This is a genomic window from Streptomyces tibetensis (genome assembly GCF_007655005.1).
Classification (GTDB): domain Bacteria; phylum Actinomycetota; class Actinomycetes; order Streptomycetales; family Streptomycetaceae; genus Streptomyces; species Streptomyces tibetensis.
Genome location: NZ_SZVW01000015.1, coordinates 12692 through 26449, shown reverse-complemented (window position 1 = coordinate 26449; position 13758 = coordinate 12692). Strand labels below are relative to the sequence as shown.

Here is a 13758-nt window from a genome sequence, read left to right as displayed (position 1 = left end):
TCTTGAGGCAACGATCGCGTGTCGTCTCGAAGTACTGGAAGTTGGCCGCCGCCACCCTGTTGTCCGTGGCGTTGGCGGCGCCGCTCTCGGCGGGCACCGCCGCGGCGGAGACACCTGCAACGCAGAGACAGGCAACGGAGCTCCAGGACCAGGGGGCGGCTGCTGGACCGGTGGTGGATCGCGGTCTCAAGCACCTGGTGTCCGACTACCAGACACGTACTCCGTCGAAGTGCACGGCTGACTCCTGGAAGCCCTTCGCCAAGGCGTTGACCGCCGCGGCCGATGTCGCCGGCGACACGTCGGCCACTACGTCGGAGGTCGCCGACGCGAAGACGGCCCTGATGACCGCCGCCGCCGATCTGAAGGCCGCCGACGAGGGCACGTTCCAGACCATCACGAACAACACCTTCTGGAACGACACCAGCGGCAACCCCATCTATTCGCAGGGCGGTGGGGTCTTCAAGTTCGGCGACACCTACTACTGGTACGGCGTGCACTACACCGGCGCCGAGCTCTACCGGGCCGATCCGACGAGGAAGTACGACGGGAACGTCAGCTTCGTCTCGATCCCCGTGTACTCGTCCAAGGACCTGGTGAACTGGAAGTTCGAGAACCGGGTCGCGACGCGCTCCACCGGCGTGGGCAGCGGCGCCAACCTGGGTGGTGCGGGCTGGGTCGGGCGGCTCGGCGTCTCGTACAACGAGAACACCGGCAAGTACGTGCTCGCCGTGCAGATGTGGCACACGGGCAGGGGCGGGCACGGCGTTCTGCTGCTGCAGGGCGACTCACCCACCGACACCTTCGACTACGGCTACTTCCAGACCCAGATCACCAACTCGCCCACGACCGGCACCGGGGATCAGACCGTCTTCACCGACGACGACGGCAAGGACTACCTGATCTTCTCCAACCGCGAAGGACGGTCGCGCGGCTTCGTGGCCAAGTTCCGGGAGTCCGACTCGCTGCGGATCGAGCCAGGCGTGGAGATCCGCCGCGGCGCCGGTCGCGAGGGCAACGCCATGTTCAAACTCGACGGCAAGTACTACCACGCGGCGTCGGACCTGCACGGCTGGAACACCTCGGTCAACTACGTCAATGAGTCGACGAGCAGCAACGTTCAGGGCTCGTACAGCAGCGAGTACGTCCTTGCCGGCACCGAGATGGACTACAGCCATGTGACCCAGACCGGGTTCTTCGTGACGGTCAAGGGCACCAAGCAGAACACGGTGATCTACGCCGGCGACCGCTGGGCCGACTTCGCCTGGAACGGCATCGGGTACAACCAGTGGGTGCCGATCACCAAGACCGGCGCGAGGCCGCAGTTCCACTCGGTGAGCCAGTGGCAGTTCAACGCCACGACCGGAGAGTGGCGTGTCGGGCCGGCGAACAACTACATCCTCAACCCGGACATCCAGGCTGACCGCGTCATCGTCTCCAGTGTGCGGGGATGGCGGAACCTCGGCGGTTCGGTGACCAACGTCAACGGTGGTGTGAACGGGTCTCGCTTCGCCCTCCAGGTGAGCAACAGCGGCGGCGTCGAGCAGCGGATCGAGTCGGTGCCCGCAGGCACCTACACCCTGTCCCTGCACGCTCGGGGTAGCGCCGGACAGGTCGTGATCACCGGCGCCAACGGCAGCCGCGCCCTCAGCATCCCGGCGTCGAGCGGCTGGGCCAAGCGCGAGCTCACCGGCATCGAGCTGCCCGGCGGGGCCGCCACCGTCACCGTGCGGGCGTCGGGTTCGGGCGGCGTCACCGTCGACCAGCTGTCACTGGTAAGGACCTCTGCCGACGCGCCATCGGGACAGCGTTACGAGGCGGAGACCGCGCCGGCGGTGTGCCAGGGCACGATCGACTCGAACCAAGCGGGCTATTCCGGTACCGGGTTCTGCAACGGCACCGCCGCCGCGGGGGCCTACGCGCAGTTCACGGTGACCTCGGCGACCGCTGGTACGGCGACGGTGGCGGTCAGGTTCGCCAACGGCTCCAGCAGCGGTGTGCGGCCGGCGAACCTCGTCGTCAACGGAGCCATGGCAGGGGCGCTTTCGTTCGAGTCCACCGGTGCGTGGACGACGTGGACGACCAAGACCGTGACGGTCTCGCTGAACGCCGACAGCAACACCATCCGGTTGGATCCGACCACGGCAGCCGGGCTGCCCAACGTCGACTACCTCGATGTCGGTGCCGCGGCGGGCTGACATCCCGTGCTCCGCCGGTCTCCTCGACCGGCAGAGCGTACGGAACAGCCCATGCCGCACGTACGTCACATCGTCAGGAGAAGGACATGAGCAGCAAGCGTCCACCCCGCGCCGTCGCGGTCACGACGACGTTGGTCACCATGGTGTCCGCACATCTACTCATGGTGCCCGAGCCGGCCCACGCGACCTTCGGAACCGCGGACATCAAGCCGATCGAGAGCAATATCGCTGCCAAGCCCTGGGCCTCGGCGACAGCTGCCACCGGCTCGTCCAACGCCCGTCTGTCCATCGACGGCGACCCGGCGACGTCCTGGCAACCCGGTCGTGCCGGCGCCCGGCTGTGGCTCACCGTCGACCTCGGTGGCACCTACGACAACCTGCGTAAGGTCAAGGTGCTGTTCCCGGACCGTGGCGTGGCCCACCGGTACCTCGTCGAGGCTTCATCCGACGGTCGCCGGTGGAAGACCATCGCCGACAGGTCCCACAACCGGGCCGTGTCGCGCGGGGAGGTGCACCTGTTCACCCGGCCGGCAACGCGCTTCGTCCGGCTGACCTTCACAGGTGGGTCGGGCCGGGCCCGGGCAGGTGTCAGCGAGCTCCAGGTCTTCAACTACCTGCGGGACGACCTCACCCTCGGCGCCGATCTGTCCTGGATGGACGACGTCCAGGACCAGCAGTACTGGGTCGACCCCCTGGCCGAAGACCGCGGCGCCGGGCCACACCTGCTCGACGTGGCCAAGGATCGTGGCATGCAGCACACCCGGCTGCGGATATGGAACGAGCCGCGCAGCGAGAGCACCGGCCAACCGACGCCGATACCGCGCCAGGGCCCGGAGCGCTCACTGGCCTCAGCCAAGCGGATCAAGCAGCGGGGCATGGGCCTGGGGATCGACTTCCACTACGCGGACTCCTGGGCGGACCCGAGCAAGCAACCCAAACCACGCGCCTGGGCCGAGCTGGAGTTCGCGGACCTGTCCCAGACCGTGTACGACTTCACCGCCGACTATCTGAAGCGGTTGATCCGGCAGGGCACCACGCCGGAGAAGGTGGCCGTCGGCAACGAGATCATCAATGGCTTCATGTACGGCAGCGAGGCGGCCCACATCGGCACGACGAATCCGCCGTACTTCGTCGACCAGGCCGATGTGTACCAGTCTCAGCCCGGCGGTGGCCTGCTGTGGAAGTACTGGCGGTCGACCGACCCGGCGGAGCAGCAGCTCTACGACCAGTCGTGGGACCGGTTCACCACCCTGGCCGCGGCCGGGATCAAGGCCGTCCGAGACGCGTCACCGACATCCAAGGTCGAGATACACGTGATCGTCGACAAGGACAAGCTCGCCAAAACCATGGAGTTCTGGCGCCAGTTCCTCACCCGGGTGAAGGCGAAGGGCCAGAACCCTGATGTGCTGGCCATCTCGTACTACCCGGAATGGCACGGTACGCCCGAGGCGCTGGATCTCAACCTCAACACCATGGCCACCACCCACCCCGGCTACGAAATCGACATCGCGGAAACCGCCTACCCCGCGTCGGGCGGCGATGGGGCGCCGTTGCCCAACTCGCCGTACCCGCGAACCATTCAGGGGCAGGCGGACGCGATCCGGAGGGTGTTCCAGGCCGCCAACGACGTGGTCGACAACCGAGGTTCAGGAGTCCTGGTGTGGGAGCCGGCCGGCTACCAGCCCATGTTCAGGGCCGTGCCCGGACTGGCGAACACATGGGAGCCGCACGCGTCCATCAACGTCTTCAACGCCAGCCGCGCCAAGCACATCCTCCAGGACACCGTCCACACCGCCACCATGGTGGGAGCCGTCCCGAAGCTGCCCTCCTCCCTCCGCATGCTCACCACCGCCACCAACAAGATCACCACTGTCCCCGTCCGCTGGCAGCCGTTGCCACCTGGCGCGACCGACAGGCCGGGTGAGGTCACAGTCACCGGGACGACCGGCACAGGGCCGGTCACGGCGGTCATCGACGTCATGCCCAGCCACGGCGAACAGGACGTGACCACCTCATAGCCTGCCTGGGAGAACCACGCCGCGTTCGATCAGAACGGCCGCACTCCCCCCGACATCCGGTGCGCCCGACCAACCGCGCGCCGCTCCTGCCCCCCCCTCGCGGGTGGCAGGAGCACCCACAGCGGCTGCTGCGCCGTGCGCCCCGTCGGCCTGTCGGCCTCTGCGCCGACGGGGCGCACCCGGCAACGGGACCAGCCGAACGCCAAACCCCCCACCCATCCCCGCACCCAAGGAGTCACCATGACCTTGCGACGACGGACCTTCCTCAGCATGAGCGCGGCCGGAGCGACGGGCGTGGGCCTGTCCCTGCTCGGCGCAGGACAGGCACCGGCCGCCGCCGGGCCACTGGACACGGCGCCGACCACGCCGTTCGCGGTCGGCGTGCGCCGGTACAACTGGACCCGCGGCAGCCGCCCGTGCACCACTTACGTCTACTACCCGGCCACCGGCACCGCCGGCGGCAACCCGGTGACGGACGCCCCGGTCGCGGGCGGGATCTTCCCCGTCTACAACATGACCCACGGCTTCGGAAGCAGCCCGCAGAACTCCCTGTTCATCATCCGGGCCCTGGCCTCGGCGGGCTTCATCGTCCCCGCGCCGCACTTCAACCACAACTTCGACGACGTCAAGAACGGCAACACCTCCAAGGACGTCTCGCAGATCCTCACCAACACCCTCGCGCTCAACGCGAGCGGACCGCTGGCCGGGCACATCAACACCGGCATCGGCGTCGGCGTCTCGGGCCACTCCCTGGGCGGCATGGTCACCCACGGTCTGCTGACCTCCTGGCCCGACAGCCGGATCGTCTCCGCCAACCCCCAGTCCTGCACGGACATGGGCAACCCGTCCAGCTCGGTCTCGGCCAAGGTCCTGTTCGTGCACGGCGACCGGGACTCCACCACGCAGTACTCCTCGGCCCGGCAGGCGTACTCGGAGATCACCTGGCCCAAGGCGTTCCTCACCTTCGTCGGCGGCAGCCACACCAGCTTCTGGAGCGACCAGCGCTTCCCGAGGACCGTCGTCGACTGGGCTCGCTGGACCATGTACGGCGACACCGCCGCCCGGGACCGCCTCCCGGCTGACGCGTCCGGGTCCAACACCAGGTGGGAAGCCCAGCTGGGCGACTCGCCCGGCGGCCCGGGCCTCTACACCCTGCTGGCTCAGCACAGCGGCAAGGCCGCCGAGATCAACGCGGCCTCCACCGCCGCCGGCGCACAACTCGTCCAGCGGACCACCAACAGTCGCCCCAACCAGCAGTTCGAGTTCGTCGACGCCGGCGACGGCCACGTCCGCGTCAAGGCACTGCACAGTGGCCTGTTCCTCCAGCCCACCGGCACCGCGACCGGAGCGGACGTCGTCCAACAGGCCGACACCGGCGCCACCAGCCAGCAGTGGCGCGTGGTCGATCACGGTGGTGGCGTGATCAGCCTCGTCAACCGGGAGTCCGGCCTGGCGATGGATGTCTGGGAGTACTCGACCGCCGACGGCGCCCGCATCGCCCAGTACACCTACAGCGGCAACCCCAACCAGCGCTTCACCCGCCGCCGCGTCTGACCGGGACCTGTCGGGGCACCGCTCGGGCGACAGGGCGGGCGGTGTCCCGACATGGCGGCGGCAATCCTTCGCGCAGCCGTCTGAACCGCCTCCCCTGTATCCGGGGAGGCCATCAGGCAGATCTGCCGCGTCGGTGAGGAGCAAAGCGCCGGTGACGACGAACGGTTTGATCTTTCCGGTGCGGCGCCCCCACTGAAGGCCACCGAGACTCTCGTCCGGGCGCGGCCGACCCGTGTGCCCGCGGACCGGCGAGACCGGGATCCGGCTCGTCGCCGGCGATGAGCGAGCCACGAGCGTGCGCCTGGTCCGCCGACCGTCTCGATCGCTCGACTCCCGACAGCGGTTCCCCCGGCGAGCATGTGACCTGAATGCCGGACAGCCCTTCGTCGACACCAGCCGCAACGGCCGACGTGCCTACTGCTCCGCACGCTGCGCCAACACCGATGCCGTACGCCGTCACCGCAGGAAGTAGCACCTGGCGGTCGGCTCGCGGCAGGACTACGCAGGGACCAGTGCCACGACGATCGGGACGGCGGCGATCCCGAGAAGCGTCTGCGTCGCGGTGATCCCGGCCATCAGCGGTGCGTCGCCACCCAGTTGCCTCGCCAGGATGTACGAGGACGACGCCGTCGGCAGGGCCTGGAACAGGACGGCGATGATCAGTGCGTGGGAGCCCAGCCCGAAGATCTGAGCCGCGGCGAACGTGGCGGCCGGCATGAGCGCGAACTTGGCCACCGAGGACGTGAAGATCGGCGCCGCCCACGACCGTGCCGCGTCGAAGCGCAGAGCGGCACCGATGCAGAGCAGGCCCAGCGGCATGGAGGCGGCTCCCAGTGCCCCGAGTGCCGGTTCGATGCCCGGCGGCAGGTGCAGGCCGACTGCCTGCAGGAGGATGCCGCCCACGCAGGCGAGGATGAGCGGATTGGTCACGAGTTGCCGTCCGATGGCGGACAGGCTCAGGCGCGCGCTTCCGAACCACGCGAAGACCAGCACACACAGCACGTTGACAGTGGGCACGATTGCGGCGTTGCAGACCGCGGCGAACGCCACGCCCTTGGTGCCGAGCAGGCCGGCTGCGATGGTCACGCCGATGTAGTTGTTGAAGCGCACACTGCCTTGAAAGACCGAGGTGAAGGCGTCGCCCCGCAGCCGCATCAGGTCGGAGGCGAGTCAGACGGCCGCGTTGAGCGGGCTGCCGAGACAGTCGGCACCGCTGCCCTCTGAGACGGTTTCGCCGTTCCGCGTCATGCTCATCGTCACGGCGCGCAGATCGACGCCGGTGAGCGGCAACGGGACGCCGCCGAGGACATACAGGCCGCAGGAGGCGTTGTCGGCGACCGTGTCGACGAGGGAGACGTCCCACCCCCGTACCCGGCTGTCCACGATCTCCAGAGCGGGCAGTGCGAAGTCGACCGCGCGCAGCACGTCCACCACGGTGCACTCGCGGTGCGGCAGATCGCGGCCGAGCACCAGCGCGACCTCGGCCTCCACCTTGGGCTGCAGCAACCGTCCGGGCGGCACCCGGCCGCCGTCGGCCACCGCCATGTCGGCGAACAGCACCCCGAAACCGCACCATCGCCGTGGGGCGCCAGCACCATGGTCACGTGTCGGCGTTGGCCGCGCATCGTTCGCGGAGGATTTGGGCGGTCTGTCGGCACCAGTCGGCCGTCTCCTGCTCGTAGCGGAGGCCGCGCAGACAGGTCAGGTATGGCCCGATCCGGTCGCCGGAGTTCAGGAATGCCTGCTCATCGGCGTCGCCGCGCTGGCGTTCCATGTACCTCTCGAAAATGTCGATCTTGGCTGCGGCGATGAGTGCCCGCTCTTCGAGCTGTTCGATCACGGCCTTCGCGGACGCGCTGTCCACGGCCCGCACCTTGATCAGAAGATCGTCGCGGATGAAGGCAGGCTTGGCGCTGGATTCGGCGAACCGCTCCAGCTCAGCGAGGCCGGCATTGGTGACCGAGAAGAGCCGCTTGGTCGGACGGGTCTCCTGGATCACGGCGCGCCCCTGGATCAGGCCGTCCTTCTCCAGCTTGGTCAGCTCCAGATACAGCTGCTGGGGCAGTGCGTGCCAGAAGTTGGCCATGCCCGCGTCGAACGTCTTGGCCAGTTCGTAGCCGCTGGACTCGCCGTCCAGTAGCGCGGCCAGTACCGCGTGTCGCAGCGCCATGATCGTCGGCCTCCTGTCCGTGTCGCGCCACTGGGCCCCTGTGGGGCCGTCGGCGGGTGTCGACGCTCACACTCTACTCTGCTTCGCTATTACTCATATTCTTGAGTATTGTGATTGTTGTATGGCGACCCCGGGAGCTCATCGCTACCGGACCCGCCGTAGAGAGCCCGGCTCGCCAGCGCCGGACGGCACGTCATCTCGTGAGAGGACTGCAATGAACCTCAAGAACGCCTTCCAGGGCGCCTATACGCCGGTCGCCGAAGAGGTCACCTCCTTCGACCTGCCGGTCACCGGCACCATCCCCGCCGAACTCAACGGCCGCTACCTGCGCAACGGCCCCAACCCCATGAACCTCGACGAGCCCCGGCTCCACCTGTTCACCGGAACCGGCATGGTGCACGGCGTACGACTGCGTGAGGGCAAGGCCGAGTGGTACCGCAACCGCTGGGTGCGCTCGGCGCGCGTCGCCGAGGCACTCGGCGAACAGCCCCGCCCCGGCGCCTCCATGCGCCGCGTGGACGCCGGCCCCAATACCCACGTCATCGGCCACGCCAACCGCACCTTCGCCCTGGTCGAAGGCGGCTCCCGGCCCTACGAACTCACCTACGACCTGGACACCGTGGGAGCCTGCGACTTCGACGGGACCCTGCGCGACGGCTTCGTCGCTCATCCCAAGCTGGACCCCGCCACCGGAGAACTGCACGCCGTTACCTACGTCATCGGCGGCGACACGCTGACCTACCTGGTCGTCTCCCCCCTCGGCAAGGTCGTGCGCAGCGTGGCCATCCCCGCTCCGCACGCGCCGTTGATGCACGACTTCGCTCTGACCCGGAAGTACGCCGTGCTGTACGACCTCCCGGTCACCTTCAGCCAAGCTGCCGCAGATTCTGGCAAAGCGTTCCCGATGAACTGGAACGAAGACCGCGGCGGTCGCATCGGCCTGCTGCCTCGCAGCGGCACCGAGGTGCGCTGGTTCGATGTCAATCCGTGCTGGGTCTTCCACACCCTCAACGCCTACGACCAGGGCGACACCGTCGTGGTCGACGTCGTGCGCTACCCACAGATGTTCGTGGGGGCCGAGCTGAGGGGCAACAGCCTTCCCACGCTCGACCGCTGGGTCATCGACACGGTCACCGGGAAGGTCACCGAGACGCGCCTGGACGACCACCCACAGGAGTTCCCCGTGGTCAGTCCGGCCGTCGTCACCGGCGCCTACCGCTATGGATACTCTGCCGTCACACTGGACCTGATCCGCTACATGGGTCCGGCCAGCCCCACCCTGGACGGCCTGCCCGTCGACGCGTTCAGCGACTCGCTGATCAAGCACGACCTCGACCGGCAGACCGCCACGGTCCGCGGCTTCGGCACCGGTCACTACACCAGTGAGGCGTACTTCGTGCCCGCGCAGAACGCACGGACTGAGGATGACGGCTACGTCCTCGCCTACGTCTTCGACCCCGAGCGGGGTGCCACCGATCTGGTGATTCTCTCCGGACAGGACTTCACCGGCGCCCCGATCGCCACAGTGCACCTGCCGACGCGCGTACCGCTCGGCTTCCACGGCAGCTGGATACCCGACCCCGCCTGACAGGGCAGATGTTCAGGAGCGTCACCCACCCGGCGGGGTCTGACCCACCGCCTGACGGACCCTGGGTCCTCAGGGGGATCTGTCGGCCCCGCCCGGCCGGCAATCGCAAGCTCCTGGCGTGGCTCCGCTCGTTCGGCACCCTGGTGTCGGTCGGAGACGAGCGCACCAGCGCCTACGAGGCCGGACTCGCCCGCCACCTGCGCGAGCAGGACGTCGCGGTGGTCGAGACTGACCGCCTGGACCGCAAGGCCCGTCGCTGGCAGGGCAAGTCCGACCCGGTCGACGCCGAGGCGGCAGCCCGCCCCGACCTCGCCCAGCGCGCCCCACCGGCATACCCAAGCAGCGCGACGGCCGGGTGGAGGCCCTGCGGAGCCTGCGCGTCATCCGCCTCAGCGCGATCCGCCGACGCGCTGACATGCCAACGCTGATGAAACACTCATCATCACGGCGTCGAAGGAACTACGCGGCGTTCTGCGGGAATTGGGCGAACGGCAGCCCCAGTCATTGCAGGTGCTCGGCAATCGCGTCTGCCACGGCGCGCATTCCGGCGCCGTTGGGGTGGAATGCGCCCGTAAGGGCGGAGCCGCGCAGGCGTTCCGGGAGCCCGGTCACCCATGGTTCGGCCGATCCGAGGGCGTGCTCGCGACTGAGCTCCCCCACGGTGACGAGTTCCGCGCCAGTGCGGGTCGCCGTGCGGGCGAAGACCTCGGCGACCTGGTCGCCCAGTCGGCGGAACTCCTCCAAGGTGGCTTCGTCGAAGGGCGCCTCCCGGCTGGACCGGGTGGCGGGGCCGATCACCGTGAGGTAGTCGACCAGGAGCACCCGCGCGCGCTTCGCCCGACCTCGTGTCTCCTCGACGACGCGGGAGAGGTTCGCCGCCGCCCGATCGATGTCGTCCTCCGACGGACGCGGAACCCCGCGCCGTTTCAGCGCGGTGGCCAGTGGCCGGGAGAGGGCGCGGGACGAAAGTCGGCCCGCCGTGCCCATGAGGACCATGCCGCCGATGTAGCCGAGGTCGTTGCCTCCGGCGGTGATGGTCACCAGGTCGGCGTCTGCCGGCAGCCCGTCCAACTGGGGCGGGAAGGTGTGGAGCAGAAGTCGTTGAGGTCTGTCGATGATCGTGTCCGTGGTGGCTCCGCTCACGGTGAGATCCGTGAGTGTGGCACCGAGCCGTTCGGCGAGCAGATGCGGATAGTTCCGTGCCGAACGGTACGCTCTGCGATCAGCGACAGGCTTGATGCCGGGGCCGGCAGCGTAGGAGCTGCCCAGTGCAGCAATGTTCCGAATGTGCGTATATGGCATCGGGTCTTGCTCCTTGGTAGTTGCTTGATCTTTGGGTACTCGCCCGGGTCACCGTCTGTATGCCTGCACGACTCGCCCGAATCCGGACCCGTCCAGGGCGATCGGACGGGTCGCCGGTGCCGCGTCCGGAAGGAGGCGGGCCAGTACCTGCCCCGGGGGCATCTGGATGGCATGGGTTGCGCCCAGTTCACCGATCACACTCATCACGTCGTACCACTGCACGGGATGAGCGACGGACCAGGCGAGATCGTCGAGTACGGCCTCGCCGTTCCCGCGGATGCGACGGCCCCGTAGGTTGCTGAGGTAGGCAACTTGCTGCGGACGACGCGGGACACCGGCGAGGTACTCGGCCAGGCGTGCGGCGACGGGCTCCTGCAGCGGGCAGTGCGAGGCGACCGCCAGGTCCAGACGCTGCCAGCGGCGCGCACCCAGGCAAGATGCCGCCGACTCCGCCCGCTGCAGCGCGACCACGGTACCGGACAGGACGATCTGGTCCGGGGCATTGATGTTGGCGATCCACAAGGCATCGTCCGTGGTGCTCACCTGCTGGGCGAGAGTGCGTACATCGCGCACACCCAGTCCGAGGGCGGCTCCCATTCCCCATCCACCGCCGGCACAGACCCGTTGCATAAGTTCGCCGCGCAGGTGGACAACCTCAAGCGCCTCGTCGAAGCTCAGGACGCCCGCTGTGACGGCGGCGGGGAACGCGCCGACCGAGTGACCGGCAACGAAGTCCGGGCGCGCACCGTAGTCCTGGGTGAGGGAGCGGGCGGCGGCCACCCCGGCGATGACCAGGGCGAGCTGGGTGTTCGTGGTGGCGTGCAGCACCTCGGAAGTGTCCAGCGCATCGAGGTCGGTCGCCCCTATCCGGCTCAGTATGCCCGCCGCTTCGTCAAGAGTTGCGGTGATCGCGGGGGAGGCCGGCAGGGTGTGAAGCATGCCCGGGCGTTGGGATCCCTGTCCGGGGTAGAGGAAGGCCACAGTCATCCCGTCTCCTGCCAGGGCACAGGAACGAGGCGCGGTCCGGCGGGCGTTCGCAACAGGACGGCGTCCGCCGAGGAGACCAGTTCGCCGAGCGCGACCGCGCCCTCGTCGGTTTCGATCAGACAGTCGACGCGCGCGGGCAGTCGCCCGAGGACCTGATGCACGCGTTCTGCCACGGCGCGTGGTGGCAGTGTTGCGCTCCGGATCATCAGGTCCAGGTCACTCGTGGCCGTCACGACAGGCACGCCGGCGGCCAGCTCGAACCCCACGCTGCCGGTCGGTCCCCAGGGCAAGTGAGTGGCCTCCTCAATGACCGAGGCCACGGCGTGCAGCCTCCGAAACGCCGAGAGGGTCCGGATCACCATGCTTCGACGCGTGGCGAGTTTTTCGGGGGTGAGCGCCTCGGCCACCGAGTCGGCGGGGATCTCCGAAGCGAAACGATGTGCCCGCGTGGGGCCGCGGACGCCGACGGGGATACGGCCGTCCCGCATGCCGTTCCGCCCGCCGCCTCGCCTGACAACGATCCAGGCGGCGCCTTTCAGTACTGGGGCCACCCAGCCCGGGGCGTCTGCGGGCACGATTCCTCGTGTCCGGGTCAGACGCAGCAGGTCGCGGGGGCGCACCGCGGTCATGCTCGCCACTGTTCGGCCATCGTGTCCCTGACCCGGCGTGACGCCGCACGCGTGGGGGTCGCGGTCGGCGAGTCCAGACGGTTGGACAGATCCCGCGGCCCCGAGCGGGCGTCCTCGATCGCCTGTGCCAACGCCCGGCGAACGGTCACCACGTCCTCTGGCGTCGGGCTGTCGCCGTCGTCGACCGGCAGCAGTCCGTCGCAGAAGCCCAGTCGCGCCCAGTCGCGGACGTGGTAACTGAGCGGGAGCACCGTTTCAGCGAGTTCGTCGAGCTGGTCGACGGTGCGCAGGGTGACGCGCGCGGCGGCGGCCTGGTGCATGGCGTGGATCTGCACACCCGGATCGTCCAGGGCGAGGATCTGCTGGGCCTGCAGACCATGTGCGAGGACGTCAGCCGGGCGGCGGAGCTGCTGGGGGTGGGCCAGCCGACGCTCAGCCGTGCAATCAGCCAGTTGGAGGCAGACCTCGGTCTGACGCTGTTCAGCCACCGTGCCCGTCGGCTGACGTTGACTCCCGCCGGGCGCGAGCTCGCCACGATGCTGGAACCCGTGGTGCGCCACATCGACCGGGCAGTGGTCGAACTGGGCGGATCCGTGGATCCGCGGCACGGCCATGTGCGCTTCGGCTTCCTGAGGTCCATGGGCGACGAGGTCGTCCCCACGATGATCAGCGCCTTCGGCGCGCGGGAGCCGGAAATCGCGTTCACCGTCCTGAAAGAGGGCAGCAACGCGGACCTGGTGGCCGCACTGCGGGCCGCGGAGATCGATCTCGCTCTGCTCGCGCCCGCCCCGCAAGAGCCGGACATCACCAGCGAGCTGCTGGAGACACAACGTCTCCATCTCGAAGTGCCCGCGGACCATCCGCTCGCCGCCTTCGGCAGCGCCCGTTTCGAGGATCTCGCCGGGTGGACCTTCGTCGCGCTGACCTATGGCTACGGTCTCCGGCAGATCCTGGACGCCATGTGCGAGACCGCTGGTTTCCACCCGAAAATCGTGTTCCAGGGCAATGACATACGCACCCTGCGCGCTCTGGTCGCGTCCGGTGCGGGTATCGCGCTCCTGCCCCCCGCCGCCCATCCTCAGCCCGGCACAACGGCCGTACCCGTCATCGACCCGGTCGTCACCCGCGAGGTGTGCCTTGCCTGGAGTTCCACGAGCCACCTCAGCGCCCCGGCCGAGACCTTCCGAGACTTCATGATCGCTCAGCGGGGGCACGTGTTTCCCTGAGACCGATCAGCCCCATCAACAGCGGCCACGACACCGCCCCCTCCGGCACCACCCGGGACCCGCCCGCCCCATCGGCCGGCTGAACGGGC

General features: G+C 68.7%; 13 protein-coding genes and 1 pseudogene. 7 read left to right on the top strand and 7 right to left on the bottom strand.

What is annotated here, in order from left to right; all coding sequences use genetic code 11:
• Positions 1-2: 2 nt before the first annotated feature.
• The 4 genes from FDO69_RS25105 to FDO69_RS43105 all read left to right on the top strand — a co-directional run bounded on the left by FDO69_RS25105 (position 3) and on the right by FDO69_RS43105 (position 6239).
• Positions 3-2195, top strand: a complete 2193-nt coding sequence (locus FDO69_RS25105) for a family 43 glycosylhydrolase (RefSeq protein WP_234388084.1) — start codon at positions 3-5, stop codon at positions 2193-2195.
• A gap of 86 nt (positions 2196-2281) precedes the next feature.
• Positions 2282-4213, top strand: coding sequence for a glycosyl hydrolase 53 family protein (locus FDO69_RS25100; RefSeq protein WP_104782121.1), 1932 nt, complete (start codon positions 2282-2284; stop codon positions 4211-4213).
• A gap of 240 nt (positions 4214-4453) precedes the next feature.
• Entirely contained in the window at positions 4454-5767 is a 1314-nt protein-coding gene (locus tag FDO69_RS25095) for an RICIN domain-containing protein (protein WP_104782120.1), read from the top strand.
• 232 nt (positions 5768-5999) lie between these two features.
• On the top strand, positions 6000-6239 hold the full coding sequence (locus FDO69_RS43105; RefSeq protein WP_199838310.1) for a CGNR zinc finger domain-containing protein: 240 nt from the start codon (positions 6000-6002) through the stop codon (positions 6237-6239).
• Positions 6240-6265: 26 nt separating this feature from the next.
• Here FDO69_RS43105 and FDO69_RS25085 read toward each other — a convergent pair whose 3' ends face one another.
• From FDO69_RS25085 to FDO69_RS25075, 3 genes and pseudogenes are all read right to left on the bottom strand, one after another.
• Complete coding sequence (locus FDO69_RS25085) at positions 6266-6922, bottom strand: AEC family transporter (protein WP_104782119.1); 657 nt, start codon at positions 6920-6922, stop codon at positions 6266-6268.
• Positions 6923-6940: 18 nt separating this feature from the next.
• Positions 6941-7333 (bottom strand): annotated as a pseudogene (locus FDO69_RS25080) (2-keto-4-pentenoate hydratase); the annotation flags it as partial.
• Positions 7334-7367: 34 nt separating this feature from the next.
• Positions 7368-7937, bottom strand: coding sequence for a PadR family transcriptional regulator (locus FDO69_RS25075; protein WP_104782118.1), 570 nt, complete (start codon positions 7935-7937; stop codon positions 7368-7370).
• A gap of 214 nt (positions 7938-8151) precedes the next feature.
• Here FDO69_RS25075 and FDO69_RS25070 point away from each other — a divergent pair, with 214 nt between their 5' ends.
• Positions 8152-9525 (top strand): carotenoid oxygenase family protein, encoded by a 1374-nt coding sequence (locus FDO69_RS25070; RefSeq protein ID WP_104782117.1) that lies wholly within the window; start codon positions 8152-8154, stop codon positions 9523-9525.
• Between the two features lie 143 nt (positions 9526-9668).
• Positions 9669-9953 carry a hypothetical protein gene (locus FDO69_RS25065; protein ID WP_138430164.1) on the top strand — a complete coding sequence of 95 codons (285 nt, stop codon included), beginning with the start codon at positions 9669-9671 and terminating at the stop codon, positions 9951-9953.
• A 73-nt stretch (positions 9954-10026) separates the two neighbouring features.
• Here the strand turns inward: FDO69_RS25065 and FDO69_RS25060 are convergent, their stop codons facing one another.
• The 4 genes from FDO69_RS25060 to FDO69_RS25045 are packed head-to-tail and all read right to left on the bottom strand — an operon-like array spanning position 10027 to position 12778.
• Entirely contained in the window at positions 10027-10827 is an 801-nt protein-coding gene (locus tag FDO69_RS25060; RefSeq protein ID WP_104782115.1) for an SGNH/GDSL hydrolase family protein, read from the bottom strand.
• Positions 10828-10875: 48 nt separating this feature from the next.
• Complete coding sequence (locus tag FDO69_RS25055) at positions 10876-11814, bottom strand: ACP S-malonyltransferase (protein WP_104782114.1); 939 nt, start codon at positions 11812-11814, stop codon at positions 10876-10878.
• Positions 11811-12443 (bottom strand): malonate decarboxylase holo-ACP synthase, encoded by a 633-nt coding sequence (locus FDO69_RS25050; protein ID WP_138430162.1) that lies wholly within the window; start codon positions 12441-12443, stop codon positions 11811-11813. The genes FDO69_RS25055 and FDO69_RS25050 overlap by 4 nt, the downstream gene beginning before the upstream one ends.
• A complete protein-coding gene (locus FDO69_RS25045; protein ID WP_234388083.1) occupies positions 12440-12778 on the bottom strand; it encodes a biotin-independent malonate decarboxylase subunit gamma in 339 nt (112 codons plus the stop codon). The genes FDO69_RS25050 and FDO69_RS25045 overlap by 4 nt, the downstream gene beginning before the upstream one ends.
• Between FDO69_RS25045 and FDO69_RS25040 the strand changes: the two genes are divergently transcribed.
• Complete coding sequence (locus FDO69_RS25040; protein ID WP_234388082.1) at positions 12767-13669, top strand: LysR family transcriptional regulator; 903 nt, start codon at positions 12767-12769, stop codon at positions 13667-13669. The two genes, FDO69_RS25045 and FDO69_RS25040, sit on opposite strands and share 12 nt — an antisense overlap.
• Positions 13670-13758 lie beyond the last annotated feature (89 nt).